This window comes from Eleftheria terrae, from assembly GCF_030419005.1.
GTDB classification, from domain to species: Bacteria; Pseudomonadota; Gammaproteobacteria; order Burkholderiales; family Burkholderiaceae_C; genus Caldimonas; species Caldimonas terrae.
On sequence record NZ_CP106951.1, the window covers coordinates 2,555,192 to 2,580,970 of the forward strand.

Here is a 25,779-nt window from a genome sequence, read left to right on the forward strand (position 1 = left end):
GTGGCCTGCGCCGCCGCACAAAAACCTTCCCCAGCGGCCGAGGTCGGGCCGGCGGGGATCACGCAGCCCGCGCCGGGCCGGCACGGGCCGCGTCCTAAGCCGCCGGGTCAGTTGACCTTGACGGTGCGCATGTCGACGCGATTGTCGGCGCGGTGGACCACCTCGATGTTCTTCTTCATCGCCCAGGGAATCACTTGGTTGTGCAACGGAATGTGCGTGACTTCCTCGCCCGACAGCAACAAGGCCTGCTCGATGAGCTGGTTGCGGTTGGTCTGGTCGATCTCCTTCTTGATGCGCTCGATCAGGGCGTCCAGCTTCGGGTTGCTGTAGCGACCGACGTTGTAGTTGCCGTCTCCCTGTGCACCCACCGTGCGCACCAGCGATTGCAACGAATACAGCGCGTCGAAGGTGGGCACACCCCAGCCCAGCATGTAGATGCTGGCCTCGTAACGCTGGATCATCGGGAAGTAGGTCACCAGCGGCAGGGTGCGCAGCTTGGCCTTGACGCCGATGCGGGCCCACATGGCGGTCACCGCCTGGCAGATTTCCTCGTCGTTGATATAGCGGTTGTTCGGGCAGGCGAAATCGACCTCGAAGCCGTTCGGATAGCCGGCGTCAGCCAGCAGCTTCTTGGCCCCGGCCACGTCGTAGGGCAGGCGCACGTCGGCCTTCTTCGTCCAGCCGTTGGCTTGCGGCGGAATCAGCGTGCCGGTGGGCTGGCTCAACCCGCGCATGGTGTTCTTCTGGATCGCGGTCGCATCGATGGCCTGGTACAGCGCGCGGCGCACCCGCACATCCTTGAGCGGGTTCTTGCCCTTGATGTTGGAGCCCGGCAGCTCCTCGCGGAACTGGTCCATGCCGAAGAAGATGGTGCGGTTCTCGACGCCGTCGACCACCTTCAGCGCGGGGTTGCTGCGCAGGCGGGCCAGGTCGGCCGGCGAGGGATCGAGCACGAAGTCGACTTCGCCGGACAGCAGCGCGGCGATACGGGTGGCCTCTGACTTGATCGGCGTGTAGACGATCTCGGTCACGTTGCCGCTGGCCTTGCCCCACCAGTTCGGGTTCTTGGTCAGCACCATCCGCACATCCTGGTCCCAGCTCTTGAGCATGAAGGGGCCAGTGCCGTTGGCATGCCGGTGCGCGTAGTTCTCTTCCTTGCTCTTGAGGTCCATCGGCACGGTGGACTTGTTCTTCTCGGACCACTCCTTGTCCATCATGCGCAGCTCGGTCAGCTGACGCAGCAGCACCGGGTTGGGGCCCTTGGTGATGATGTCGATGGTGTAGTCGTCCACCTTGACGACCTTGTCGATGCCCTGGGTGAAGACGCCGTAGTTGGAGGTCTTCTCCATCGCCCGGTTCAGCGAGTAGACCGCATCGTCCGCATTGAAGTCCGCACCGTCATGGAACTTGACGCCCTTGCGCAGCGTGACCCGCAGCTGTGTCGGGCTGACCTGCTGGCTGCCGGTGGCGAGGATGGGTTCCACCTCGAACTTGGCGTTGTAATAGAACAGCGTCTCGTAGACGGCCGCATGGACGCCGCTGCCCAGGGCGTTGTTCTGCGAATGGATATCCCAAGACGGGATGTCGCTGGCGCTGGCCCACTTGAAGGTCTTGGCCTGCACGGCGGACATCGCCCCCAGCGAGAGGACGGCGGCGCATGTCGCGGCTACGGCGGCAGCGATCGGTTTGCGATGCACCATTAGAGTGACTTCCTGAGATGAAAAGCCGAATCTTCAGCAAAACGCTTGCCAGTCGTCAAAGGGGTATGCCCGCAACTGTTGCGTATACAGACGAGGGCGCACATCCAGGTGTAACCGGGTTTTGATACAGCACAGCAGCACGCGGCGGCCGCTGCTGTTTTGGCAGCAACGGTCAGCCCAAAGTCAGCAATCCGGTGCAGGACGGCCACCAAAGAAAAAGCCGCCCGGCGCGGGCGGCTTGGCTGCGGCGGACAAAGCCGCCGGCAGGCGGGCGAGGCCGCCTCAGAAGTTGTGCTGGATGCCCAGGTCCACCGCGGTACGGCGATCCCGGTCGGTCTGCTTGGCCGTGCCGACGTCGGCATAGAGCTTGGTGCGCTTGCTCAGCGGGTAGTGGTAGCCCAGGCTGAACTTGGTGAGCTTGGTGTCGTCGATGGCGCCGTTGGTGCCCTCGAGGCGGTTGGCCGAGGCACGCAGGTCGCCGCCGCCCAGCGGCGCGGTGGCGGCCAGCGTCACGCCCCGGGCCTTCAGGTCGGCACCCGTCGCTTCGACTTCGGACATGCTGAAGGAGCCGATCAGCTTGACCACCGTGAGGTCATAGGAGCCGGTCAGGGTCCAGGCGGTGGCGGGATCGTCGGCGCTCAGGGCGCCCAGGGCCGCGGCAGACAGCAGGTGATGAGCGGAGCCGCTGGCCGGCCCACGGTGATAACCGAAGCCGGCGTAGAGCGGGCCGCCCTTGTACTGGACGTTGAAGCCCATGTTGTGCTCGGTGTCGTCCTTCTCGGCCAGCCCGATGCCCACCTGCGCCGTCAGGCCACCCATGTCCGGGGTGCGATAGCTCAGCAGGTTGCCATAGCGGTAGACGACGATCCCGGCGGCCGAGTGTGCGATGCCGACCTGCGCCACCGTGTCGAAGCCCCAGGGATCGGCCGCGATGGCGGGCCAGAAGAACGGCGCATAGTCGCGGCCCAGGCGGATCTCGCCGAAGCTGCCCGACAGGCCCACCCAGGACATGCCGTTCCAGTGGACGGCGTTGGCGACACCATCGTCCGGCGTGAAGCGATGCTCGATCTGGAAGTTGGCCTTCAGGCCGCCACCCAGGTCCTCGGTGCCCCGGAAGCCGACCCGCGAACCGGCTTGCTGCATGAGTTGCAGCTTGTCGCCAGTGGGTGCGCCGGTGAGCGAGGAGGTGCCGTCATTGCCCTTGGCCAGGCTCAGGTCCACCTTGCCGTAGATCGTGACCGCCGACTGGGCCGACGCAACGCCTGCAAACGCACCCAGCAAAGCCAGAGCGAGAAGTGACTTTTTCATTGGAGCAATCTCCTAGGTTTGAACAAGAGGTCCTGAGCGCGTTGTGTTTTAGGGGGCGCTTCAGGCCGACCTCCTTGGCGGAAGCTGGAGGTATTCCACCAGAGCCGCTTCCTGGTCACCAGCGGATGAACCTGCATGCGGTCATCGTTGTTGCTGAAGCACAACGAGCATCCGCAGGGCTGCAAGGCAGGCAGCCCCTTGGCGGCCGCATCGAAAGGACAGGACTAGCGAGTTATCCTGATTGCTGGACATCGAGATTTTTGGAACGAGCCATGAGCCCCAACGCCATCGACGTGATCATCGGCACGGCTGACAACGCCCTACGCGCGGTCTTCGGCAGCCACCATGCTTCACGCCCGCGTCCCGCGCCCCCCGCGGCCAGCGGCGACGCCCCTCCGTTGACCGACAGCGAACGCCGCCTGGCCGGTGCGCTGATGCGGGTGAACCATGTCGGCGAGGTGTGTGCGCAGGCGCTCTACACCGGGCAGGCCCTGGTGACTCGGGACGCCCAGCTGAAGTCGCACTTCGAAGCCGCAGCCCGCGAAGAAACCGACCATCTCGCATGGACGCGCCAGCGCCTGGATGAACTGGGCGACCGCACCAGCCTGCTCAACCCGCTGTGGTACGCCGGGGCCCTGGGCATCGGCATCGTCGCCGGCAAGCTGGCAGGCGACCGGGTGAGCCTGGGTTTTGTGGTCGAGACCGAACGGCAGGTGGAACGCCACCTCGACAGCCACCTGGAGCGGCTGCCGCAGGACGACGGCGCCTCACGCGCCATCGTGCTACAGATGAAGGAAGACGAGGCGCGCCACGCCAGCCAGGCCGAAGCGGCCGGCGCGGCGACCCTGCCCCTGCCGGTGCGCCTGATGATGCGGGCCGCCGCCAAGGTCATGACGACCACCGCGCACTATCTCTGAGCGTCGAGGACGCCCCGCACCCGGTGCAGCGGTCGCGGCCGGCAAGCCTGCTCAGGCCTCGACGATGTCGAAGCTGGTCGTGATCTCGGCGGTCTTGGCCAGCATGATGCTGGCGGAGCAGTACTTGTCGTGAGACATCTGCACCGCGCGCTCCACTGCGGCGGGCGGCAGGTCCTTGCCGGTCACGACGAAGTGCATGTGGATCCGGGTGAAGACCTTGGGCTCCACTTCCGCCCGCTCGGCCTTCAGCTGCACCTGGCAGCCGCGCACGTCGTGGCGGCCGCGCTTGAGGATCAACACCACGTCATAGGCGGTGCAGCCGCCGGTGCCGGCCAGCACGGTTTCCATCGGCCGCGGAGCCAGGTCACGGCCGCCGCCGTCGGGTGCGCCGTCCATCGTCAGCAGGTGTCCACTGCCGGTTTCGGCCGAGAAAGCCATGCCGGAAGCCGGCAGCCAGTTCACTGTGCATTCCATGAGTATGATTTTCTAGAGATGTGAAGAAAGTCTCGATTTTGTGCGGCGCGGCGCGGCCCAGGCCGTCCATGACGCCTCGCAAATCATCGGCAAGCGTGATTTATTTATTGCGCTGCACCATCGGGTCGCGTTAAACTACTGTTCATCTGATGTAAGACCATTGTCGAACATCGCCAGGATTTAGTTCAGTTTGTCTCCTCCACCCTCCTCTTTTGGTGGATTCGGCCCAAGGCGGTAACGCCTTGGGCCTTTTTCTTGGTGGCTGCGCCACAGCGGGCCGGCCAGTCGGGCTGGCGTATGATGCCGCGCCTCCTGGAGAAAGCTTGATGGCCCGCGCTGCCAACCGCCCCACCGCCACCCCGAAATCTCAAAAGCGAGACAGCTCCGCCTCGCCTCGCTCGACCTCCCGCTCGCTGAAGCCGGCCGACTACCTGCAGAAGATCCTGAACGCCAAGGTCTATGACGTGGCGACCGAGACGGAGCTGGAACTGGCCCGCAACCTCTCGAAGCGGGTCGGCAACCGCGTGCTGCTCAAGCGCGAGGACAACCAGCCGGTGTTCAGCTTCAAGCTGCGTGGCGCGTACAACAAGATGGCGAACCTGACGCCGGCCCAACTGAAGCGCGGCGTCATCTGCGCTTCGGCCGGCAACCATGCGGCAGGCGTCTCGCTGGGGGCCAGCCGGCTTGGCTGCAAGGCGGTCATCGTGATGCCGGTGACCACGCCGCAACTCAAGATCGAAGGCGTTCGCGCGCTCGGCGGCGAGGTGGTCCTGCATGGCGACAGCTATTCCGACGCCTACCTGCATGCGCTGGAGCTCGAGAAGAAGCGCGGGCTCACCTTCGTCCATCCCTTCGACGACCCGGACGTGATTGCCGGCCAGGGCACCATCGCGATGGAGATCCTGCGCCAGCACCAGGGACCGATCGACGCGATCTTCGTCGCCATCGGGGGCGGCGGGCTGATCTCGGGGGTGGCCAACTATGTGAAGGCGGTGCGGCCCGAGATCAAGGTGATCGGCGTCCAGATGAACGACTCCGACGCCATGCTGCGCTCGGTGCGCGGCAAGAAGCGCGTGCAGCTCAGCGACGTCGGCCTGTTCTCCGACGGCACCGCCGTGAAGCTGGTCGGCGAGGAGACCTTCCGCATCTCGCGCCAACTGGTCGACGACTTCGTGGTGGTGGACACCGATGCGGTCTGCGCCGCCATCAAGGACGTGTTCGAAGACACCCGCAGCATCGTCGAGCCGGCGGGCGCGCTGGCGGTGGCGGCCATCAAGCAGTACGCCGAACAGCACCGCTGCAAGGACCGCACCTTCGTCGCCATCACCTGCGGCGCGAACATGAACTTCGACCGGCTGCGCTTTGTTGCCGAGCGTGCGGAGGTGGGCGAGGAGCGCGAGGCGGTGTTCGCCGTCACCATCCCCGAGGAGCGTGGCAGCTTCCGGCGCTTCTGCGAGCTGCTGCAGCAGCGCAGCGTCACCGAGTTCAACTACCGCATCTCGGATGCCAAGGTGGCACACGTCTTCGTCGGCCTGGCCACCGCCAACCGTGGCGAGTCGGCCAAGATCGCGGCCTTGTTCAAGAAGCACGGCTTCGCCAACCTGGACCTGACGCATGACGAGCTGGCCAAGCAGCACCTGCGCCACATGGTGGGCGGGCGCAGCGAGCTGGCCAAGGACGAGTTGCTCTACCGCTTCATCTTCCCCGAGCGGCCGGGCGCCTTGATGAAGTTTCTCTCCAGCATGCACCCGGGCTGGAACATCAGCCTGTTCCACTACCGCAACCAGGGCGCCGACTACGGTCGCATCCTGGTTGGCATCCAGGTGCCCAAGAGCGACAAGAAGGCCTTCCAGGAATTCCTCGATACCCTGGCCTACCCTTACGCCGAAGAGACCGACAACCCGGCCTACCGGCTGTTCCTGCGCTGAACGGTCGCCGCGGGTCGCCAGCCGGCCTGCCGCGCCCTTGCCGCCCCCCGCGCCCGCTGAAACAATCGCGGGCCACGACCGCGCCGCTCCGTGGAGGGAGGCGACGCGACGTCGTTATTGCAGGTCTATCGGGGCTCGACCCATGTCGCAGAATCGCTCGCTGATCGAGCCGACGGCACACGCCCGTCTCGAACAAGCACTCAAACAAAAATTGGGTCGCCGCCAATCGGTCGCCGGCAGCCTCGGCGAGCTGGAGCCGCTGGCCGTGCGGCTCGGCCTGATCCGCAACACGCTCAAGCCACGGCTGCGCGACCCGCAGCTGCTGGTGTTCGCGGCTGACCACGGGTTGGCCGTGGACGGCATCACCACACCGACCGGCGCGTCCACGCGGGCACTGGTGAACGACCTCGCCGCCGCCCGCCTGCCGCTGCCGGTGTTCGCCCGCGCCCAGGGCCTGAGCTTCAGCGTGGTCGACTGCGGGCTGGCAGACGCAACCCCCCGCCATCCGGCGGTGCTGCCCCGCAAGATCGCGCACGGCACCCGCAACCCGCGCGTCGGCCCGGCCATGACGGTGGACCAGGCGCAAGCCGCCATCCGCGCCGGCATGGAGATCGCGGACCGGCTGCCGGGCAATGTGCTGGCCTGTGCCGGCGTGGGCGAAGGCAGCGAGGAGAGCGCCGCACTGGTGATCTCGCGGCTGGCGCAACTGCCCATCCGCAGCCTGGTGATGAGCGGCCCGCAGATGAACCCCGATCTGCTGGCCCGCCTGATGGTCTTGCTTGAAGGCGCGCAAGGCCGCCACAAGGGAATCAGCGATCCGGTAGAGATCCTGGCGGCCCTCGGCGGCTTCGAGATCGCGATGATGGTCGGCGCCATGCTGGTGGCAGCCGGCAAGCGCCACCTGATCATCGTCGACGGCCTGCCGGCCTGCGCCGCCCTGCTGGTGGCCACGCGCATCACCGCCCCGGTGGCCGACTATTGCGTCTTCGCCCGCAGCCACAGCCGCCAGAGCTTGAGCGTTGCGCTGCAGTACCTGCGCGCCGGGCCACTGCTGGAGCTGGGACTGGAAAGCATCGACGGCACAGGCGCCGCGCTGGCCTGGCCCCTGGTGCACAGCGCCGCTGCACTGCTCACCGACGTGGCGGAAGGCGAAGATCCCGGCCCGTCGCAGCCGGCTGCGCTGTAAGTCGCCGGCCGGGCCGCTGCCCGGCAAGTTCCGTCAGGTGGTCGCGGCGGCCAGCTCGGGCCTGGCGCCGACCGGCTCGTCCACAGTGCCGCGGCAGCCCCGCATCGACGCAGCAGCGCAGGCGGGGTTCGACCATGGACGCACGGCGCCTCCTGCAGCCGCTGCCCTGTGGTGCAGCCGGCCACTCCAGCGAGCTTGCTTACTGAGGCACTTCCTCGGGCGGCGGTTGCTGCGCCATGTCGGCCGGAGCCGCCCCTTGATCCGGCGGGATCTGGGGCAGCGAGCCGGTCTGCGCCTGGGCCGGCGGCGGCAACTCCAGCGTGAAGGAGCTGCCACTGTCGCCGCGACCGATGGTCGCGCTGCGCAGGCCAAGAGCCTGCACCATGAGGTCTCCCTCGACCCGGCCGCCCAGGGCGAAGGCCTTGGGCGGCTTGTTGTCGATGGACAGCAGGGCCACCCCGGCACCATTGGCGCCACCGGGGGGGGCCATCACGCCGATCAAGCGGAAGCGGGTGCTCTCCGGCGGCGGTGCCGCGGCCTCCGGTGCATCCTTGGGCCCGCCACCGAGCATGCGCTCGACGGCAGCGCCATGGCCCATCTGCGCCATCACCGGCGCTGCATGCGGCGGCACGTCCAGCGGCTTGGCGCTCAAGCGCAAGGCCCAGAACACCGCGCTGCCAGCCACCAGCGCCCATACTACAAATGCAATCAGTCGGGAGACCATGGGGCGATTATGATTCAAGCCCCGCTGATTCCAGACAAGCGTTGCCACACACTTCGCTCCAAATGCATCAGCGACCCTCACACGACTTTCCTCTATCCGAGTGACCATGATCCGCCTGACACCGCGACGTCCCTCCTCGCTTCCCCGGCCGCTGCAACGCGGCTTCACGCTGATCGAGCTGATGGTGGTGCTCGTCATCATCGGCATCCTGGCCGCCCTCATCGTGCCGAACGTGCTCGACCGTGCCGACGATGCCCGGGTCACTGCCGCCCGCACCGACGTCAACAACCTGATGCAGGCGCTCAAGCTCTACAAGCTCGACAACCAGCGCTACCCCACCGGCGAGCAAGGCCTGCAGGCCCTCATCGCCCGCCCCACCGCCAGCCCCATCCCACCCAACTGGAAGCCGTACCTCGACAAGCTGCCCAACGACCCCTGGGGCCGCCCGTACCAGTACGTGAGCCCGGGCGTCAAGGGAGAGATCGATGTGTTCAGCTATGGCGCTGACGGGCAAACCGGTGGTGAAGGCAATAACGCCGACGTCGGTTCCTGGCAGTAAGGGCCGACTCCGTCCGGCCGGCTCCCGCGGCTTCACGCTGCTGGAGCTGCTGGTGGTGCTGGCGCTGTTTGCCATGGTGGTGAGCACCGTGTCGCTGGCCATTCGCGACCCGTCTGCCACGCAGCTGGAACGCGAGGCCGAGCGCCTGTCGGCGCTGCTGGAGTCGGGCCGCGCCCAGGCGCGCGCCCAGGGCCTGTCCGTGCGTTGGCAGACGGCGCGACTCGAAGGCAACACCACTGGCGACGATTTCCGCTTCGTCGGCCTGCCTGACAATGGGCAACTGCCCACACGCTGGCTCAACCCCGAAACCCGGGCCGAGGTGATCGGTTCCCCCTTCCTGACGCTCGGGCCTGATCCCATCATCGCGGCCCAGCGCATCACGCTGATGCTGGGCGATCGCCGCGTCACGCTGGCCACCGACGGCCTGCAGCCCTTCGCCATCGTGGCCGACGAGGTGCCGCAATGAAGCACCGGCCGATCGGGCCGCGCCGCTCGCCGGCCGCTGGCTTCACGCTGATCGAGGTGCTGGTGGCGCTGGCCATCGTCGCCATCGCGCTGGGTGCCGGCGCCAAGGCCGGTGGCGCGCTGACCCGCAATGCCGAACGGCTGAGCGACATGATGGCCGCCCAGTGGTGCGCCGAGAACCAGCTCAGCGGCCTGGTGCTGGCCAAGCAGTTCCCTTCGGTGGGTGACGCGAGCTTCGCCTGTGAGCAGGGGGGCCGCAGCTATGTCGGCTCCCTGGTGGTGCGGCCGACGCCGAACCCCAACTTCCGGCGGGTCGACGCCCGCATTGGTACCGAAACCGGCGAGCCGCTGCTGACGCTCTCCACCATCCTGGGCCGCAACTGACATGGCACGCCCGAAGCGCGGCTTCACGCTGATCGAGGTGCTGGTCACCATCACCATCCTGGCGGTACTGGCCGGCATGGCGTGGCGCGGGGTCGACAGCCTGGTGCGCACCAAGACCATCAGCGAGGCGCGGCTGGACGGGGTGCTGCGGCTGAACACCGTGCTGGCACAGTGGGAGACGGACCTGGCCACGCTCTACGACACCGAACAGGTGCCGGCCATCCAGTTCGACGGCGCCTCGCTGCGCCTGACGCGCCGCACCGAAGACGGCGTGCAGATGGTGGTGTGGACGCTGCGCGACGGCAGCTGGAACCGCTGGGCAGCCCAGCCGGTGGTGCGCAAGGCCGACCTGCAGGAGCAGTGGATGCGCGCCCAGCAACTGCTGGGCAACGAGGCCGGCACGGTGCGCGCCCTGCCCGGCGTGTTGCAATGGCAGGTCTATTTCTGGCGCGACAACGCCTGGACCAACCCGCAGTCCACCGGCGACATCGACAGCAAGCCGCCGGGCGAGGGCAGTGGCAAGGGGGCCGGCACCGGCGGCACGGCCGGCAACCCAGTGGTGGAACAACTCCCCCCGCAGGGCGTGCGCCTGGTGCTGACGGCGGCGCCCGGCTCCGGCCTCAATGGCAGCTATACCCGCGACACGGTGCTGCGTGTCCGCACCGAGTAGGGAGGCCCCGTCCATGAACGCTCCCCAGCGCCCACGGCGTGGCGCCGCCTTGCTGACCGCGATGATCATCGTGACGCTGGTCGCCACGCTGGCCAGCGCGATGTACTGGCGCCAATGGCGTTCGGTGCAGATCGAAGTGGCGGAACGCTCGCGCTCACAGTCGTCGTGGATCCTGACCGGTGCACTGTCCTGGTCGCGGCTGATCCTTGCGGAGGATGGCCGTGCGCGCGGCGACAAGACCGACCACCTGTCCGAGCCCTGGGCGGTGCCGCTCGCGGAAGCGCGCCTGTCCACCTTCCTGGCCGCGGACAACGCCAATGCCGAGGACGGGCCCGAAGCCTTCCTGGCCGGCCAGATCACCGATGCCCAGTCCCGCTTCAACTTGCGCAACCTGGTGTCCGAGGGTGAGAAGGACGGCGCGGCCGACATCGCCGCCCTCGGTCGCTTGTGCGAGCAGCTGAACATCGACTCGAGCGTCGCAGGCACGCTCGCCACCGCGATCCGGGCGGCGGCGCCCGCCACGAGCGCGAGTGCACCGGTCACGGAGAGCGCCGAGGCACCGCTGCTGCCGCCTTCGGCCGACCAGCTGCACTGGCTCGGCATCGACCCCAAGGCCGCGAAGCGGCTCGCACCCTATGTCGTCCTGCTGCCCAAGCGCACGCCGGTCAACCTGAACACCGCGCCTCGGGAGGTGCTGGCCGCCGTCCTCGGCGGAATCGATCCGGGGTTGGGAGACCGGCTGATCCAGATTCGTCAGCGCGCCCCCTTCAAGTCAGTGCCGGACGCCTTCAAGGAGGCCGGTGCGACGGCACCCCAGGATGTCAGCGGCTTCGACGTGAGGTCCAGCTACTTCGAAGTGCGGGGCCGCATGCGGATCGAAGACAAGGTGGTGGAAGAACGCTCCCTCGTGATGCGCAATGGCAACCAGACCAGCGTGATCCAGCGCGATCGGGCCAGCTTCACCCAGGGAGCAGCCCTTACACCTTGATGCATGGTCAACATTTCCTTCGGTGCTAAAGCGGGTGATTCCTGAGCACTGATCACACTTCGCTTCATACAATCGCCCATCCTTATACACAGGCTGCATGAGCGTCCTAGTCCTACTTTTAGCGCCCCGCCCTCGTCTGGGCCCGCGTGCCGCCTCCGGCGCCGACGCGGGGCTGCGTGCGCCTGCCGAGTTCGACCACGTGCTCAGCAAGGATGGCTCCCAGGTTCACAGCCACGGCCGCTGTGCGGCCGCGCTGTTGCCCAAGGCCGACACCGTGGTGGCGGTGATGCCGGCCACCGAACTGGCCTGGCACCGCCTCACCCTGCCCAAGGCACCGCCTGGCAAACTGCGTGCCGCACTGGCCGGCTTGCTGGAAGACGCCTTGCTGGAAGACAGCGAGGACGTGCACTTCGCCGTCAGCCCGCAGGCCCAACCGGGGCAGGACGGCTGGGTGGCCGTGACACAACGGGCCTGGCTGCGGCTGCAGCTGGAGACGCTGGAAGCCGCCGGCGTGGTGGTCGACCGCGTGGTGCCACAAGCCGAGCCGAGCGACCCGCCGCGCGGCCATTTCGAGCACGATGCAGCGGCCGAGGACAGCCGCGCGCTGCGCCTCGTCTGGGCCCGGCCCGACGGCGTGATGGTGCTGCACCCGGGCGGCACGCTGGCACGCACCTGGCTGCCGCAGCCCCCGCCGGCCGACATCCGCTGGACCGCCGAGCCCGGCGCCGCCGAGGCTGCCGAGCACTGGCTGGGCCAGCCGGTGGTGGTGTTGCCGCGGGCCGACATCGCCCTGCGCGCGATCGACTCTGCCTGGAACCTGCGCCAGTTCGACTTCGCCCTGCGCCACCGTGGCGTGCGCGCCCTGCGCGACACGCTGCGCCAGCTCGGCGGCGCCCAGTGGCGCCCCATGCGCTGGGGGCTGGTGGGGCTGTTGCTGGTGAACCTGCTGGGCCTGAACGCCTGGGCCTGGCATCAGCGCAGCCTGGTCGAGCAGCGCCGCCAGGAGCAGCTGACCATCCTCAAGCAGGCCTTCCCTCACATCAACGCGGTGCTCGACGCACCGGTGCAGATGCAGCGCGAAGCCGAGCAGCTGCGTGCCAAGGCCGGCCGCCCCGGCGACACCGACCTGGAACCGATGTTGCAAGCCGCCGCCAGCGCCTGGCCGGCGGACAAGGTGCTGCAGCGCCTGGGCTTCGAAAACGGCCAGCTCACCCTGTCGGTGGAAGGCTGGCGCGACGATGAGATCGAGGCCCTGCGTTCCCAGCTCGAGCCCGCGGGCTGGAGCGTCAAGCGCGACGGCAGCAATGTGACGCTGCGGCGAGCCACCGCCGGAGGGGCTGCATGAACGCAAAGATCGAGGAACTGCGCAAGCAGCTCAGCACCCGCTGGGCCGCGATGGACACCCGGGAGCGCCGCCTCGTGATCGGTGCCGGCGCGCTGGTGGCCCTGGCGCTGCTGTGGTGGGTGGGCGTGCAGCCGGCCTTGCGCACCTTGCGCGAGACGCCGGCACGGCTGGCCGAGCTCGACCAGCAGTTGCTGCAAATGCGCCAGCTGGCCAAGGAGTCGCAGGAGCTGAAGGACCTGCCGAGCGTCAGTGCCAGCACGGCCGGCAGTGCGCTGCAAGCCTCCACCGAACGGCTGGAAGGCAAGGCCAGGCTGAACCTGCAGGGCGACCGGGCGACACTGACCCTCAACGGCCTGCGCGGCGACCTGCTGTGGCAGTGGCTGTCCGAAGCGCGCCAGACCGCGCGCGCACGGCCCATCGAAGCCAAGCTCTCGCATGGCGCCGAAGGCTACACCGGCACCCTGGTGCTGAGCTTGCCGGGCACTCCATGAAGCTGCGCACACGCCTCGCCAAGGCGGCGCCGCAGCGCGCCGCACCGGCCCGCTCGCTGCGGGCAGGCGCTGCCGCGGCGCGCCGCTGGGCCTGGGCCGGCGGGCTGCTGGGCGGCCTGGTGGCGCTGGTCGCCTACGCGCCGGCGGCCTGGTTGGCCAACGCGGTGTCGAGCGCCAGCGGGCAACGGGTGCTGCTGGCCGAGGCCGATGGCACCATCTGGTCCGGCAGCGCCATGCTGATCCTCACCGGTGGCGCGGACAGTCGCGACGCCACCACCCTGCCCGGCCGCCTGCAATGGAAGCTGGGCCTGGCGGGCAGCGCCTTGCAGGTCAGCCTGCAACAGGAACGCAGCCTGAATGGCACCGTCACCTTGCAGGTGCGACCCGGCCTGGGCCGCAGCGAGGTGCGTCTGCTGCCGCAGCCGGGCTGGATCGGCCAATGGCCGAGCGCCCTGCTCAGCGGCCTGGGCACGCCGTGGAACACCTTGCGGCTTGGTGGCGCGGTGCGGCTCAGTTCTCCCCAGGGCCTGGTGCTGGAGCAGGCCGCCGGCCGCTGGGAGATGAAAGGCAGCGCGGACATCGAAGTGCTCGATGCTTCCTCGCCGCTGACCACGCTGGAACAGTTGGGCAGCTACCGGCTGCACCTGTCCGGCAATGACGCAGGACAGGTGATGCTCGACCTGAGCACCACCGAAGGCGCCTTGCAGTTGAAGGGCGACGGCATGATCGCGCCCAAGGGCGTTCGGTTCCGGGGTGAGGCCAGTGCCAGCGAAGGCAATGAGGCCGCCCTGAACAACCTGTTGAACATCATCGGGCGTCGCGAAGGCGAGCGCTCGGTCATCTCGATCGGATAAGCATGAAGGTGAAGTCGCAGGGCCGGATCGCATCGAAAGCGCTGTGTACCGCAGTCGCCGCCGCGGTGCTGGGCTTGAACATGCCAGCTGCCTTGGCGCAGCAGGCCCCCGTGGAGCGCGCCGACGCGCCGGTGTCCAACCAGGTGACGCTGAATTTCGTCAATGCCGACATCGAAGGCGTGGCACGGGCGATGGGCGTGATCCTGAAGCGCCAGTTCGTCGTCGACCCACGGGTCAAGGGCACGATGACGCTCTACAGCGAGCAGCCGATGAGCCGGGCGGACGCCTACCTGAGCTTCCTGGCCTCGTTGCGCGGCCTGGGTTTCGCCATGGTGCAGGTCGACGGCCTCTACAAGATCGTGCCCGAGGCGGACGCGAAGCTGCAGACCGGCAGCGTCTCGGCCGGTGCGGTGACGCCGCAACGCGGCGACCAGGTCATCACGCAGATCTTCCGCATCAGCCACGAGAACGCCAACAACCTGGTGACGGTGCTGCGGCCGCTGATCAGCCCCAACAACACCATCAACGTGAACGCCGGCAACAACTCGCTGGTGATCACCGACTACGCCGACAACCTGCGCCGCCTCGCCAAGGTCATCGCGGCGCTGGACATCCCGGGCAGCACCGATGTCGAGATCATCCCGCTGCAGCACGCGGTGGCGTCGGAGCTGGCCGTCATCGTGCAGCGCCTGACCGACCAGCAAGGCAGCATCCCGGGCATGCCGCCCGGCGCGCCCATGCCGCAGGGCATGGGCGGTGGCGCCGGCAGCGGCTCCATCATGGCGGAGCCGCGCACGAACTCGCTGCTGGTGAAGGCGCAGAACCCGGCGCGCATGAACATGATCAAGTCGCTGGTGGCCCGCCTGGACCGGCCGGGCGCCAATGGCGCGGCGGGCAGCGGCATCAATGTGGTCTACCTGAAGAACGCCGACGCGGTGCGCCTGGCGCAGGTGCTGCGCGCGGCTTTCGCCAGCCAGGCGCAGGCCATGCAGGGCCAGGGCGGACAGGGCGGCGCCAACGTCTACGGCGGCCAGGGCGGCGCCAACACCTCGCAGCCCAATGTGCAGAACACCTATGCCAACGCGCTGGGCGGCACCGGCACGGGCACCGGCGCCTCGCCGCAGGCCACCTCGCCGATCACGTCGGCGGCGCAGCCGTCCACGGGGGGCTTCATCCAGGCCGACCCGGCCAGCAACTCGCTGATCATCACCGCCCCCGAGCCGCTGTACCGACAGCTGCGCGGGGTCATCGACCAGCTCGACTCGCGCCGGGCGCAGGTGTACGTCGAGACGATGATCGTCGAGGTCAACGCGACGAAGGCGGCGGAGGTCGGCTTCCAGTGGCAAGGCCTGCTCGGCAAGGAAGGCGACAAGTACGGCCTGATCGGCGGTACCAACTACCGGGTCGGCAAGGGCAACAACATCGTCGACCTGTCCATCGCCGCGGCCGGCCAGGGCGGTTCGACGACGCCGCCGTCGATCGGCGCGGGCTTCAACCTCGGCCTGATCAAGAAGTTCGGCAGCGTCTACAGCCTGGCGGCGCTGGCGCGCTTCCTCGAGGACAACACCGGCGCCAACATCCTGTCCACGCCCAACCTCGTCACGCTGGACAACGAGGAAGCGAAGATCACCGTCGGCGAGAACGTGCCGTTCGTGACCGGCCAGTACACCAACACCGGCACCAGCACGAGCAGCCCCTTCCAGACCATCGAGCGCAAGGACGTCGGCATCACCTTGCGGGTCAAGCCGCAGATCGGCGAGAACGGCACGATCCGCATGCAGATCTACCAGGAGGTGTCGAGCGTCAAGGGCGAAACCGGCAGCCTGGGCCCGACCACCCGCAAGCGGGCGGTGGAGTCCAACGTCATCGTCGATGACGGCGCCATCATCGCGCTGGGCGGCCTGATGGAAGACCGCTACGACGAAGGCCAGCAGAAGGTTCCGCTGCTGGGCGACGCACCGCTCGTCGGCGGCCTGTTCCGCAGCGAGAGCCGCACCCGCGCGAAGAGCAACCTGATGATCTTCCTGCGCCCCGTGGTGATGCGCGACCAGGAGGCGGTCAACCGCATCTCGATGGACCGCTACGACGTCATCCGCGCGCAGCAGAACGACAGCCAGCCCGAGAAGCGCCTGCTGTTGCCGATCAACGAGTCGCCGGTGCTGCCGCCGCGGCAGGGCGGGAACCCGGTCGATGCCGCCACGCCGCCGCAGGCGCCGGCCGCGCAGTCCCCGGCGCCTGGCACGGTGGCTCCGGCCACGCCGCCGTCGAACTGAGGAGGCCTGACGTCCATGGGTGCCCGCCATCCCCTGCCCTATGCCTTCGCCAAGGCCCACACCGTCTTGCTAGAAGACGACGGCGAACGGCTGGTTTTGTGGGCCGACGAAGGTGTCTCGCCACAGGCAGTGTCCGAAGTGCTGCGCCATTTCGAGGTGCATGCCTTCGAGCGCGAGGCCGCGGCCACGCTGTCGCAGCGCATCGCCGCCGCCTACGCCGGTGGCGAGTCGAGCGCTGCAGCGGTGGTCGGCGAGGTCGAGAGTGCGGTGGACCTCTCCCGCATGATGCAGGACCTGCCGGCGGTGGAAGACCTGCTGGAGGCCGCCAACGACGCGCCCATCATCCGCATGCTCAACGCGCTGCTGACGCAGGCGGCCAAGGACGGTGCGTCGGACATCCACATCGAGCCCTACGAGCGCAGCTCCTCGGTGCGCTTCCGGGTCGACGGCGCGCTGCGCGAGGTGGTGCAGCCAAACAAGGCGCTGCATGCCGCGCTGATCTCGCGCCTGAAGATCATGGCCGAGCTGGATATCTCCGAGAAGCGCCTGCCGCAGGACGGCCGCATCTCGCTGCGCATCGGCGGCCGGGCCATCGACGTGCGGGTGTCGACCCTCCCCTCCTCGCACGGCGAGCGGGCGGTGCTGCGGCTGCTGGACAAGGGCGAGAGCAAGTTCACGCTCGAAGGCCTGGGCATGGGCGGCGACACCCTGGTGCGCTTCAACAAGCTGGTGAACCAGCCGCACGGCATCGTGCTGGTGACCGGCCCGACTGGCTCGGGCAAAACCACCACCCTGTACGCCGGCCTGGGCCGCATCGACACCTCCACCACCAACATCCTGACGGTGGAAGACCCGGTCGAGTACGAGCTGGCCGGCATCGGCCAGACGCAGGTGAACGCCAAGATCGACCTGACCTTCGCAAAGGCGCTGCGCGCCATCCTGCGGCAGGATCCGGACGTCATCATGATCGGCGAGATCCGCGACTTCGAAACCGCGCAGATCGCCATCCAGGCCTCGCTGACCGGCCACTTGGTGCTGGCCACGCTGCACACCAACGACGCCCCCAGCGCCGTGACCCGTCTGACCGACATGGGGGTGGAGCCCTTCCTGCTGTCGTCCTCGCTGCTCGGAGTGCTGGCGCAGCGACTGGTGCGCAAGCTCTGCATCGTCTGCAAGCGCCAGGATGCCAACGGGCGGTGGCACCCGGTGGGCTGCCCCGAATGCGGCAACACCGGCTACAAGGGCCGTACCGGCGTCTATGAACTGATGGTGGCCGACGACAAGGTGCGCGCGCTGATCCACAGCCGGGCCGCCGAGTCGCAGCTGTTCGTCGCGGCCGAGCAGGCCGGCATGCGCACCATGCGGGAGGACGGCGAGCGCCTGGTGCGCGCAGGCCTGACCTCGCTCGAAGAAGTGCTGCGTGTCACGCGCGACTAGCCCCTTCGCCCCCTGACCTCCTCCTGGCCACCGACCCCGCATGCCCGCCTACCGTTTTGAAGCGCTCGATGCCGCCGGCAACAGCAGCACCGGCCTGATCGAGGCCGACAACGCGAAGGCCGCGCGGGCCCAGCTGCGTGCGCAGAAACTGGTGCCGCTGGAAGTCAACGCGGTGGCGGCCGAGGCCGACAAGCCCGGCAACGTCAACCTGCGTCGCAAGGCCTTCAACGCCACCGGCCTGGCCATCTGGACCCGCCAGCTGTCGGGCCTGGTCACCTCCGGGCTGCCGCTGGAGCGCGCGCTCACCGCGCTCGGCGACGAAGCCGAGGACGAGCGCCAGCGCGAACTGCTGGCCCACCTGCGCAGCGAAGTGAATGCCGGCTCCAGCTTCGCCAAGGCGCTGGGCAGCGCGCCACGCGAATTCGACGAGATCTACCGCGCCGTGGTGGCTGCCGGCGAGCAGAGCGGCGGCCTGGGCCTGGTGCTGGAGAAGCTGGCCGACGACCTGGAAGAACGCCAGGCGCTGCGCAGCAAGCTGATCGGCGCGGCGCTGTACCCCATCATCGTCTCGATGGTGGCGGTGGTCATCGTGATCTTCCTGGTCACCTATGTGGTGCCGCAGGTGGCTTCCGTGTTCTCCAGCAGCAAGCAGACGCTGCCCTTCCTCACGGTGGCCATGCTGGCCATCAGCGCCTTCGTGCGCCAATGGGGCTGGCTGGTGGCGCTGATGATGATCGCCGGCGGTGGCCTGCTGGCCTTCTCGTTGCGCAACGAGGCTTTCCGCGAGCGCTTCGATGCCGCCTGGCTGCGCCTGCCCATGGTGGGGCGCCTGGCCCGCGGCTACAACGCAGCGCGCTTCGCTGGCACGCTGGCCATGCTGGCGGGCGCTGGCGTGCCCATCCTGAAGGCCCTGCAAGCGGCCGCCGAGACGCTCAACAACCGCGCGATGCGGTCCGATGCGCTGGACGCGCTGGTGCAGGTGCGGGAAGGCGCGCCGCTGGCTTCGGCGCTGGCCGGCAAGAAGCGCTTTCCCGGCCTGATCGCGATGTTCGCCCGCCTGGGCGAGCAGACCGGCCGGCTGCCGCACATGCTGAGCCGTGCCGCCGACCAGCTGGGCCAGGAGGTGCAGCGCCGGGCGATGGCGCTGGCCACCATCCTGGAGCCGCTGCTCATCGTCGTGATGGGCCTGGTCGTGATGATGATCGTGCTCGCGGTGCTGATGCCCATCATCCAGCTCAACTCCTGGGTGCGCTGACGCCCTCCGTTCGCGCGCTCGCCGACAGCCCTGTCGGCGTAACGCCGACACCGCCCAAAGCCGGCACGCGCCATGCTTTCGCGTGTCGGTGAACAAGCTGGGATTTCCCCGTTTGTTTCGAGGCCTGACGCCGATAGGCTTTGCTTCAATGAATCTCACCTGCGGTGTCCCCTGGAGGTCAGAGAGATGAGTTCGAACAACGAGCTGGTGCCCGTGCGCGGCACCCACCACATTCCCATCGCCCATATGCGGGCGGTCTACCGGCTGACCGATGTGGAGCGGCGGCTGGACAAGCTGCCCCACAAGGAACACGAGAACCTGCGATCGACCTACGAGCGCATGCTGGAGCGCGGGCCGGAGCGCTTCCAGGTCAAGCCGTCCGGGCTGCCGGTGATGGACGCGCTGTACGACGAGCTGCCCAACTTCGCCGAGGTGCTGGACGACGTCAAGCGCCAGCTGGCCTTGTGCGAGGACAGCCGCGACGCGCTGGAGATCACGCCCATGCTGCTGCTCGGTGCGCCGGGCATTGGCAAGACGCACTTCGCACGCCGCCTCTCCCAGCTGCTGGGCACCGGCATGGGCTTTGTCGCGATGAGCTCGCTGACGGCCGGCTGGGTGCTGTCGGGCGCCTCCTCGCAATGGAAGGGCGCGCGCCCCGGCAAGGTGTTCGAGACGCTGGTGGACGGCCAGTACGCCAACCCGGTGATGGTGGTGGACGAGATCGACAAGGCCGGCGCCGAAGCCACCTACGACCCGCTGGGTGCGCTCTACAGCCTGCTGGAGCACGACACCGCCGGCGCCTTCACCGACGAGTTCGCCGAGGTGCCGATCGACGCCAGCCAGCTCATCCGGGTCGCCACCGCCAACGACGAGCGCGCGATTCCCGACCCCATCCTCAACCGCATGAACGTCTACACGGTGCCGGCCCCCGACCGCGACGCGGCCCGCCGCATCGCGCTGCTGCTGTACAAGACCTTGCGCAGCGAGCACGACTGGGGGCAGCGCTTCGAGCCTGAGCCGCGCGAGGCGGTGCTGGGCCGCATGAGCGAGCTGGCGCCGCGCGAGATGCGGCGCGCCTGGATGACCGCCTTCGGCAACGCGAAGCTCGCGCGGCGCGATCATGTGGCGGAGCAGGACCTGCCGGACCTCGGCGCGAAGAAGCAGGCGATCGGCTTCGTGCACTGAGCCAGCCCGGCACCTGCACATGAAAAGGGCCGCCCCGTGGGCGGCCCTTCTGCGCAGCGGCCGAGCCGCGTCGTACTTATTGGAGCGACGAGTGCGGCCGCGTCACCGGGCTGCCGGTGGGCGCGCTGCTGCCGGCCGGGAAGAAGCTGTAGCTGAGGGCCTCGGCGCCGCCGGTGATCAGCGCATAGTCGCCCTGGCGGTCCACCAGGCGCAGCGAGCCGCTCACCAGGTGCGTTCCGGAGACGCCGAAATCAGCCGCCTGCTCCAGCCGGTAGAAGTCGCTCCTGACCTGCACCAGGCCGCCCAGCTTCAACTTCGTGCCGCCGTTGGCGGACTGCTCGACGACGGTGTGGCGCCACTGCTGCGTGCCGGCTGCCGAGGTGACGGTCAGGCCGTTGTAGTCGATCGAGACGCGGCTCTCGCTGTCGGTGCCGGTCGCGGAGATGTTCACGCCGCCATTGAAGCGCAGCTCGCTGCTGCCGAAGGCACTGAACTGGAAGGCCAGCGAGAACGAGGCCGAGGTGCTCGTCTCGGACGCGGCGGTCACCGTCGCGGTGAGGCTGCCGGTCATCGGCAGGTCGTCGGCGCTTTCCTTGCAGCCGTTGGCCACCACCGTGACCTTGTCGCCGCGGCTGATGCCGTCGTCGAAGCCCGACTCGGTGATGCTGAGCGAGCCGCCGCCGTCGCAGGGCTGCGTCACCGGCTCGGCCGCCTGGGCTTGCTCACGGCTGCCTTGGCGCACGCGCTCGAGCACCAGGCGCTGCACGCCCACAGGCGTCAGCGCTGCCGACCGGGAGGCCGGAACGCTTTGCGCCTGCACCGTCTCGGACATCATGGCGCTCAGCTCGGAACTCAGCTCCACCGTCGCATAGGCGGCGTCAGTCGAGGCCGCGTAGTTTTCGGCCGTCAGGTCCCCGGTCGCGGCCGCCTCGTCGCGGTCGCTGCTGCCACCGCCGCCGCCACCGCACGCCCCCAGGCCCGCCAGCACCAGCGCGCAGGCGGCGCCGCGCATCGTTGTCTTCATCTTCATCACAATCCCTCTCACGCTCCGGCCTGCTCGGCCGATCAACGTTACATAACGTAACGGCGCGCATCATCTCACAGTGCAGGCGGTGGACCGGGGGACTTCCCTCGAATGGGGGATCGTGAGGCGGTATTCCTTGGCCTTCGGGTGGCGGCACTATCATCGCGCCGCATGAGCATCACCCTTGCCGGCCAGCTGGTCGTGGCCATCTCCTCCCGGGCCCTGTTCGACTTCGAGGAAGAAAACCAGCTGTTCGAGGCCACCGACGACCATGCCTACATGCAGCTGCAGATGGAGCGGCTGGACGTGCCGGCCAAGCCGGGGGTGGCGTTCTCGCTGGTGCACAAGCTGCTGGCCTTCAACCAGAACACCGCAGACGGCAAGCCGCGGGTGGAAGTGGTGATCCTGTCGCGCAACGACCCCTATTCGGGGCTGCGCGTGTTCCGCTCGGCGCAGCATTACGGCCTGCCCATCCAGCGTGGCGTGTTCACCCGCGGCAAGTCGCCCTACCGCTACCTGCGGCCGCTCAAGGCCAACCTCTTCCTGTCGGTCAACGAACTGGACGTGCGCTCGGCGCTGGAGGCCGGCTTTCCGGCGGCGCGGGTCTACCCGCTGTCCAAGCGGGCCTCCGATGCGCACCCGCACGAGGTGCGCATCGCCTTCGACGGCGACGCGGTGCTGTTCTCCGACGAGGCCGAGCAGGTCTTCCAGTCCAGCGGGCTCGACGCTTTCCAGCTGCATGAATCCAGCCGGGTCGACAACCCGCTGCCGGCCGGCCCCTTCAAGCCGCTGCTGGAAGCCCTGCACCGGCTGCAGAGCAATGCCAGCCCGACGATGCGCATCCGCACCGCACTGGTGACCGCCCGCAGCGCGCCGGCGCACGAACGCGCCATCCGCACCCTGATGGACTGGCAGATCGAGGTCGACGAGGCGCTGTTCCTCGGCGGCTTGCCCAAGGGCGAATTCCTGCGCGAGTTCGAGCCGGACTTCTTCTTCGACGACCAGATGCGCCACATCGAGAACGCCGCCGAGCATGTGCCCGCCGGCCATGTGGCAGCCGGTGTCAGCAATCCCTGACCCGACTGGCGCCGGCGGCGCCTCAGCGCAGCCAGCGTGAGCGCCCGCCGTCCAGCGGCAGCACCGCGCCATTGACGTAGCTGGCGTCCAGCGCCAGCCAGGCCACCACCTGGGCCAGCTCCTCGAAGCTGCCGGTGCGCTGCAGCGGAATGCTGTCCTGCACCGCGCGGATGCGTTCGGGCTCCAGGTGGTTGTCGGCCGGCCAGGGCAAGGCGCCGGGGGCCACCACGTTGCAGCGGGTGGCCGGCGCCAGCTCGACGCTCAGCGTCAGCACCAGCGATTGCAGGGCCGCCTTGCTCACGTGGTACCAGAGGTGGCCGCCATGCGGCCGCTGCACATGGATGTCGCTCACCGCCACGATGGCCCGCAGGCTGGCGCGCAGCCGCTCGATCAGTGTGGCATGGCTCAGCAGGTGGACCTGCAGGTCTTCGTCACGCCGCTGGGTGTCGCCCAGCTCGCTCGGCTGGTAGGCCGAGGCATTGCACACCAGCACTTCCACCGGCTGCGCCAGGGCAGGCAACGGCGGCAGGTCGCGGGCGCCGAAGTCGGCCGCCCAGGCGAGCGCCGAGCCGGGCCGCTCGGCATTGAGCGACTCTGCCAGCTGGGCCGCCTGCGCGGCCGAGCGCTCGCCGCTGTGATGGAGGATCACGCCGAGGCCGCGCCGGTGCAGTTCCCGGCTGATGGCCTCGCCGCCGCGGCGGGGCGCGCCGGTCACGAGCGCCCACGGTGCTGCCGTTGTCATGCGGTGATTCAGGTTGTGCCAGCCTTGGCCGGCGTGCTGCGTCGGTGTTGCGGGCGGCGCTCAGCCGGCCTCGCGCCTTGCCGTCACCGACAGCCCGGGCAGCAGGGATTGCCGCGGGCCGGCGAGCCGGCGGCATCGATTATCCCTGCGGCGGGCGCTCAGCTCAGGCCGCTCACCGGCAGGGCCGCACCGTGGATGGCGCGGGCCGCGGCCGAGGCCAGGAAGACGATCACCTGCGCCAGGTCGGCGGGTGCCACCCACCGGGAGGGGTCGGCATCCGGCATGGCCGCGCGGTTGTCCGGGGTGTCGATGATGGTCGGCAACACGCAGTTGACGTTGATGCCCTGCTCCCGCAGCTCGGCCGCCATGGCCTCGGTGAGCCGGATCACCGCGCTCTTGGACGCGCAGTAGGCCCCCATCTGCGCCATGCCCCGCTGGGCTGCGCCGGCCGCCACGTTGACGATGCGCCCGCCTCCGGCCTGCAGCATGCGTGGCACCGCCGCGCGCGCCGCGTGGACGACGCTGCGGGCATTCAGGTCCATCAGGAAGTCCCAGGTCGCGGCGGAGGTCTCGTGCACCGCCTCGCCCATGCGAAAGCCGCCGGCCACGTTGCACAGCACGTCGATGCGGCCGAAGGCCCGCTGCGCGGCAGCAAAGGCCGCCTCCACCTGGGCAGCGTCGAGCAGGTCGGCCGCGATGAACAGCCGCTCGCCCGACGGCTCGCCATGCGCCCGCCGCAGCAGCTCATCGTCGCGGTCGATCAGCACCAGCCGGGCGCCCTGGGCCGCAAAGGCGGCGGCGACGGCCCGCCCCAGGTGTCCCGCCGCACCGGTGATGACGACGGTTTGCTCACGAAAATCCATGCTTCAGCGCTCCTGGCTTTGTTGTTTGGCGCGGTGGTAGGTGCCGGTGCCCCGGGTGATGACGCGGTCGCCCGGCAGCACGTCACCCGGCACCAGCTCGCTCTGGCGGCTGACCCGCTCATAGAGCGGCGCAAAGTCGATGTCGGCCAGCTCCAGCAGCTGCTCGAGATTGTCGAGCACGAAGTAGCTCTCCTGGAAATCGTCGATGCGGTAGCGGGTGCGCATGACCCGCTCGAGCTCGAAGCCGATGCGATTGGGCGACGGGTCGTCCAGGCAGAACACGCTTTCGGTGAAGGACGAGGCGATGCCGGCACCGTACAGTCGCAGGCCCTCCCGCTGCTGCACCAGGCCGAATTCCACCGTGTACCAGTAGACCCGGGCCAGCTGCGGCAGCACGCCCAGCTGCTGGGCCCGCAGGCCGCCGACGCCGTAGGCCTGGATGTAGTCGGCGATGACCGGGTTCACCAGCATCGGCACATGGCCGAACACGTCGTGGAAGACGTCGGGCTCCTCCAGGTAGTCGAGCTGCTCGGGCTTGCGGATGAACTGGCCGGCCGGGAAGCGCCGGTTCGCCAGGTGCTCGAAGAAGACCTCGTCCGGCACCAGCCCCGGCACTGCCACCACCTGCCAGCCGGTGCGCTTCATCAGCAGGTCGCTGAGGCGACGAAAGTCGGGGATCTGGTGGGCGTCCATCGTCAGCTCGCTCATGCCGCGCACGAACTCATCGCAGGCGCGGCCGGGCAGCAGCTTGCACTGGCGCTCGAACAAGGTCTTCCATACGCCGTGCTCCTCGGCGCTGTACTGCTCCCAGCCCTGGTCGATGGTCCAGTCGGCCCGCTCGGGCCGGCCGGCCGCGCCGGCGGCGGCGCCGTGCTTCTCGTTGAGCTTCATGCGGCCACCGGTGCGGCAAAGCGGGCAAAGGCGGTGTCGCAACGGGCGGCCAGCTCCAGGTCGCGCTCGGACAGGCCGTCCACATCATGGGTGGTGAGCGTGATGCGCACCCGGTTGTAGACGTTGAACCATTCCGGATGGTGGTTGCGCTGTTCGGCCAGCAAGGCGATGTGGCTCATGAAGGCAAACGCGTGGGCGAAATCGGCGAACAGGAACTCGCGGGTGATCGCGCCACGTTGCTCGTCGAGGCTCCACTGCGGCAGTTGGGTCAGGCGCGCGCGGGCCGCGGCAGCGTCCAGGCGTTGCAAGGGGGTGCTCATGTCTGTCTCCTTCCAGGCTGGGATTGAAAACCCGCCATCAAAACACGCACTTTATGCCGCGAAGCGCGCAAGTTGTGATCGTCGCGGGGCGTCAGTTCCAGCGCTGGCACACATTTCCTGCGCAACGAATCGGTTCACCGCATGAATACGGCGCGAGCCTCCGACCACGCTGCCGCCCGGCCATCCCGCCACCGAAATGGCGCTGTTTTGGTGTAAAAACCGCGCATTGCACTTGTGGAGCGAGTCATGGCCGTCCGGTTCAACGTGACCTTTTCCAATGATTTGAATGACGCTCTCGACCACGTGGTCGACGAAGATGAAAGCAGCAAGGCCGAAGTCTTGCGCAAGGCGCTGCAGCTCTACCTGGCGGCCCGCGAAGGCAAACGCCGGGGCCTCAAGCTGGGCCTGGTGGAGCCGGACACCCAGAAGCTCAAGACGGAGATCATCGGTTTGTGAGCCACATCGACCTGAACAGCCCACCGCCGAACCACCAGTTCAGCGTTGCCATCGACCGCGAGGAAACCCGCGGCGAGCGCGGGGTGCGGCTGTTCAAGGATGTGGCGCTGTTCATCGCGGCGCTCGCCTTCGTGGCGCTGATCGGCTGGCTGTGCTTCCGCACGCTGATGGCCTCCGGGGCCGGCGCCGAAGAGAAGAAGTGGGCGATGTCGGTGCTGTCGGCGGCGGCCGGCGGCATCGTGGGCTATCTGATCAAGCGGTGA

The 25,779-nt window shown here is 68.5% G+C and carries 27 protein-coding genes; 18 read left to right on the forward strand and 9 right to left on the reverse strand.

Annotated elements, in window-relative coordinates:
• Positions 1-107 precede the first annotated feature (107 nt).
• Both N7L95_RS11195 and N7L95_RS11200 read right to left on the reverse strand, forming a co-directional pair.
• The gene (locus N7L95_RS11195; RefSeq protein WP_301259897.1) at positions 108-1,631 is read right to left on the reverse strand and encodes an ABC transporter substrate-binding protein; all 1,524 of its coding nucleotides are present in this window, start codon (positions 1,629-1,631) and stop codon (positions 108-110) included.
• A gap of 351 nt (positions 1,632-1,982) precedes the next feature.
• Positions 1,983-3,008, reverse strand: coding sequence for a porin (locus N7L95_RS11200; RefSeq protein WP_301259898.1), 1,026 nt, complete (start codon positions 3,006-3,008; stop codon positions 1,983-1,985).
• Positions 3,009-3,280: 272 nt separating this feature from the next.
• Here N7L95_RS11200 and coq7 point away from each other — a divergent pair, with 272 nt between their 5' ends.
• Positions 3,281-3,925 (forward strand): 2-polyprenyl-3-methyl-6-methoxy-1,4-benzoquinone monooxygenase, encoded by a 645-nt coding sequence (gene coq7 / locus N7L95_RS11205; RefSeq protein ID WP_301259899.1) that lies wholly within the window; start codon positions 3,281-3,283, stop codon positions 3,923-3,925.
• Between the two features lie 51 nt (positions 3,926-3,976).
• On the opposite strand, the gene N7L95_RS11210 is transcribed toward coq7, so the two are convergent.
• The gene (locus N7L95_RS11210) at positions 3,977-4,399 is read right to left on the reverse strand and encodes an OsmC family protein (protein ID WP_301259900.1); all 423 of its coding nucleotides are present in this window, start codon (positions 4,397-4,399) and stop codon (positions 3,977-3,979) included.
• A gap of 326 nt (positions 4,400-4,725) precedes the next feature.
• Here N7L95_RS11210 and ilvA point away from each other — a divergent pair, with 326 nt between their 5' ends.
• The gene (ilvA, locus tag N7L95_RS11215; protein ID WP_301259901.1) at positions 4,726-6,327 is read left to right on the forward strand and encodes a threonine ammonia-lyase, biosynthetic; all 1,602 of its coding nucleotides are present in this window, start codon (positions 4,726-4,728) and stop codon (positions 6,325-6,327) included.
• Positions 6,328-6,538: 211 nt separating this feature from the next.
• A complete protein-coding gene (locus tag N7L95_RS11220; RefSeq protein WP_363324870.1) occupies positions 6,539-7,513 on the forward strand; it encodes a nicotinate-nucleotide--dimethylbenzimidazole phosphoribosyltransferase in 975 nt (324 codons plus the stop codon).
• Positions 7,514-7,712: 199 nt separating this feature from the next.
• On the opposite strand, the gene N7L95_RS11225 is transcribed toward N7L95_RS11220, so the two are convergent.
• Entirely contained in the window at positions 7,713-8,237 is a 525-nt protein-coding gene (locus N7L95_RS11225) for a general secretion pathway protein C (RefSeq protein ID WP_301259903.1), read from the reverse strand.
• A 106-nt stretch (positions 8,238-8,343) separates the two neighbouring features.
• Between N7L95_RS11225 and gspG the strand changes: the two genes are divergently transcribed.
• The 12 genes from gspG to N7L95_RS11285 all read left to right on the forward strand — a co-directional run bounded on the left by gspG (position 8,344) and on the right by N7L95_RS11285 (position 20,143).
• Positions 8,344-8,796, forward strand: coding sequence for a type II secretion system major pseudopilin GspG (gene gspG, locus N7L95_RS11230; RefSeq protein ID WP_301259904.1), 453 nt, complete (start codon positions 8,344-8,346; stop codon positions 8,794-8,796).
• Complete coding sequence (locus N7L95_RS11235; protein WP_301259905.1) at positions 8,723-9,262, forward strand: prepilin-type N-terminal cleavage/methylation domain-containing protein; 540 nt, start codon at positions 8,723-8,725, stop codon at positions 9,260-9,262. Before gspG ends, N7L95_RS11235 begins: the two co-directional genes overlap by 74 nt.
• Positions 9,259-9,645, forward strand: a complete 387-nt coding sequence (gene gspI / locus N7L95_RS11240) for a type II secretion system minor pseudopilin GspI (RefSeq protein WP_301259906.1) — start codon at positions 9,259-9,261, stop codon at positions 9,643-9,645. The genes N7L95_RS11235 and gspI overlap by 4 nt, the downstream gene beginning before the upstream one ends.
• A 1-nt stretch (position 9,646) precedes the next feature.
• The gene (locus N7L95_RS11245; RefSeq protein WP_301259907.1) at positions 9,647-10,315 is read left to right on the forward strand and encodes a PulJ/GspJ family protein; all 669 of its coding nucleotides are present in this window, start codon (positions 9,647-9,649) and stop codon (positions 10,313-10,315) included.
• Positions 10,316-10,328: 13 nt separating this feature from the next.
• A complete protein-coding gene (gene gspK / locus N7L95_RS11250) occupies positions 10,329-11,303 on the forward strand; it encodes a type II secretion system minor pseudopilin GspK (RefSeq protein ID WP_301259908.1) in 975 nt (324 codons plus the stop codon).
• A gap of 97 nt (positions 11,304-11,400) precedes the next feature.
• Entirely contained in the window at positions 11,401-12,648 is a 1,248-nt protein-coding gene (gene gspL, locus N7L95_RS11255; RefSeq protein WP_301259909.1) for a type II secretion system protein GspL, read from the forward strand.
• Positions 12,645-13,139, forward strand: coding sequence for a type II secretion system protein M (locus N7L95_RS11260; RefSeq protein ID WP_301259910.1), 495 nt, complete (start codon positions 12,645-12,647; stop codon positions 13,137-13,139). Before gspL ends, N7L95_RS11260 begins: the two co-directional genes overlap by 4 nt.
• Positions 13,136-13,993, forward strand: coding sequence for a type II secretion system protein N (gene gspN / locus N7L95_RS11265; RefSeq protein WP_301259911.1), 858 nt, complete (start codon positions 13,136-13,138; stop codon positions 13,991-13,993). Before N7L95_RS11260 ends, gspN begins: the two co-directional genes overlap by 4 nt.
• A 2-nt stretch (positions 13,994-13,995) precedes the next feature.
• Complete coding sequence (gspD, locus tag N7L95_RS11270; protein WP_301259912.1) at positions 13,996-16,266, forward strand: type II secretion system secretin GspD; 2,271 nt, start codon at positions 13,996-13,998, stop codon at positions 16,264-16,266.
• A 15-nt stretch (positions 16,267-16,281) separates the two neighbouring features.
• Positions 16,282-17,703, forward strand: coding sequence for a type II secretion system ATPase GspE (gene gspE, locus N7L95_RS11275; RefSeq protein WP_301259913.1), 1,422 nt, complete (start codon positions 16,282-16,284; stop codon positions 17,701-17,703).
• Positions 17,704-17,743: 40 nt separating this feature from the next.
• On the forward strand, positions 17,744-18,958 hold the full coding sequence (gene gspF, locus N7L95_RS11280) for a type II secretion system inner membrane protein GspF (protein WP_301259914.1): 1,215 nt from the start codon (positions 17,744-17,746) through the stop codon (positions 18,956-18,958).
• A 186-nt stretch (positions 18,959-19,144) separates the two neighbouring features.
• Positions 19,145-20,143: an AAA family ATPase gene (locus N7L95_RS11285; protein WP_301259915.1), complete on the forward strand. Its 999-nt coding sequence runs from the start codon at positions 19,145-19,147 to the stop codon at positions 20,141-20,143.
• A 76-nt stretch (positions 20,144-20,219) separates the two neighbouring features.
• Here the strand turns inward: N7L95_RS11285 and N7L95_RS11290 are convergent, their stop codons facing one another.
• On the reverse strand, positions 20,220-21,173 hold the full coding sequence (locus tag N7L95_RS11290; protein ID WP_301259916.1) for a hypothetical protein: 954 nt from the start codon (positions 21,171-21,173) through the stop codon (positions 20,220-20,222).
• Between the two features lie 165 nt (positions 21,174-21,338).
• Between N7L95_RS11290 and N7L95_RS11295 the strand changes: the two genes are divergently transcribed.
• Positions 21,339-22,244, forward strand: coding sequence for a 5'-nucleotidase (locus N7L95_RS11295; RefSeq protein WP_301259917.1), 906 nt, complete (start codon positions 21,339-21,341; stop codon positions 22,242-22,244).
• A gap of 22 nt (positions 22,245-22,266) precedes the next feature.
• Here the strand turns inward: N7L95_RS11295 and N7L95_RS11300 are convergent, their stop codons facing one another.
• The 4 genes from N7L95_RS11300 to N7L95_RS11315 form a co-directional block, all read right to left on the reverse strand.
• Positions 22,267-22,986, reverse strand: coding sequence for an SDR family oxidoreductase (locus N7L95_RS11300; protein WP_301259918.1), 720 nt, complete (start codon positions 22,984-22,986; stop codon positions 22,267-22,269).
• A gap of 158 nt (positions 22,987-23,144) precedes the next feature.
• Positions 23,145-23,849 (reverse strand): SDR family NAD(P)-dependent oxidoreductase, encoded by a 705-nt coding sequence (locus N7L95_RS11305; RefSeq protein WP_301259919.1) that lies wholly within the window; start codon positions 23,847-23,849, stop codon positions 23,145-23,147.
• 3 nt (positions 23,850-23,852) lie between these two features.
• On the reverse strand, positions 23,853-24,740 hold the full coding sequence (gene phhA, locus N7L95_RS11310; RefSeq protein WP_301259920.1) for a phenylalanine 4-monooxygenase: 888 nt from the start codon (positions 24,738-24,740) through the stop codon (positions 23,853-23,855).
• Positions 24,737-25,060, reverse strand: a complete 324-nt coding sequence (locus N7L95_RS11315) for a 4a-hydroxytetrahydrobiopterin dehydratase (RefSeq protein WP_301259921.1) — start codon at positions 25,058-25,060, stop codon at positions 24,737-24,739. Before N7L95_RS11315 ends, phhA begins: the two co-directional genes overlap by 4 nt.
• 246 nt (positions 25,061-25,306) lie before the next feature.
• Here N7L95_RS11315 and N7L95_RS11320 point away from each other — a divergent pair, with 246 nt between their 5' ends.
• Both N7L95_RS11320 and N7L95_RS11325 read left to right on the forward strand, forming a co-directional pair.
• Positions 25,307-25,516, forward strand: a complete 210-nt coding sequence (locus N7L95_RS11320) for a transcriptional regulator (RefSeq protein ID WP_301259922.1) — start codon at positions 25,307-25,309, stop codon at positions 25,514-25,516.
• Positions 25,513-25,779, forward strand: coding sequence for a hypothetical protein (locus tag N7L95_RS11325; RefSeq protein WP_301259923.1), 267 nt, complete (start codon positions 25,513-25,515; stop codon positions 25,777-25,779). The genes N7L95_RS11320 and N7L95_RS11325 overlap by 4 nt, the downstream gene beginning before the upstream one ends.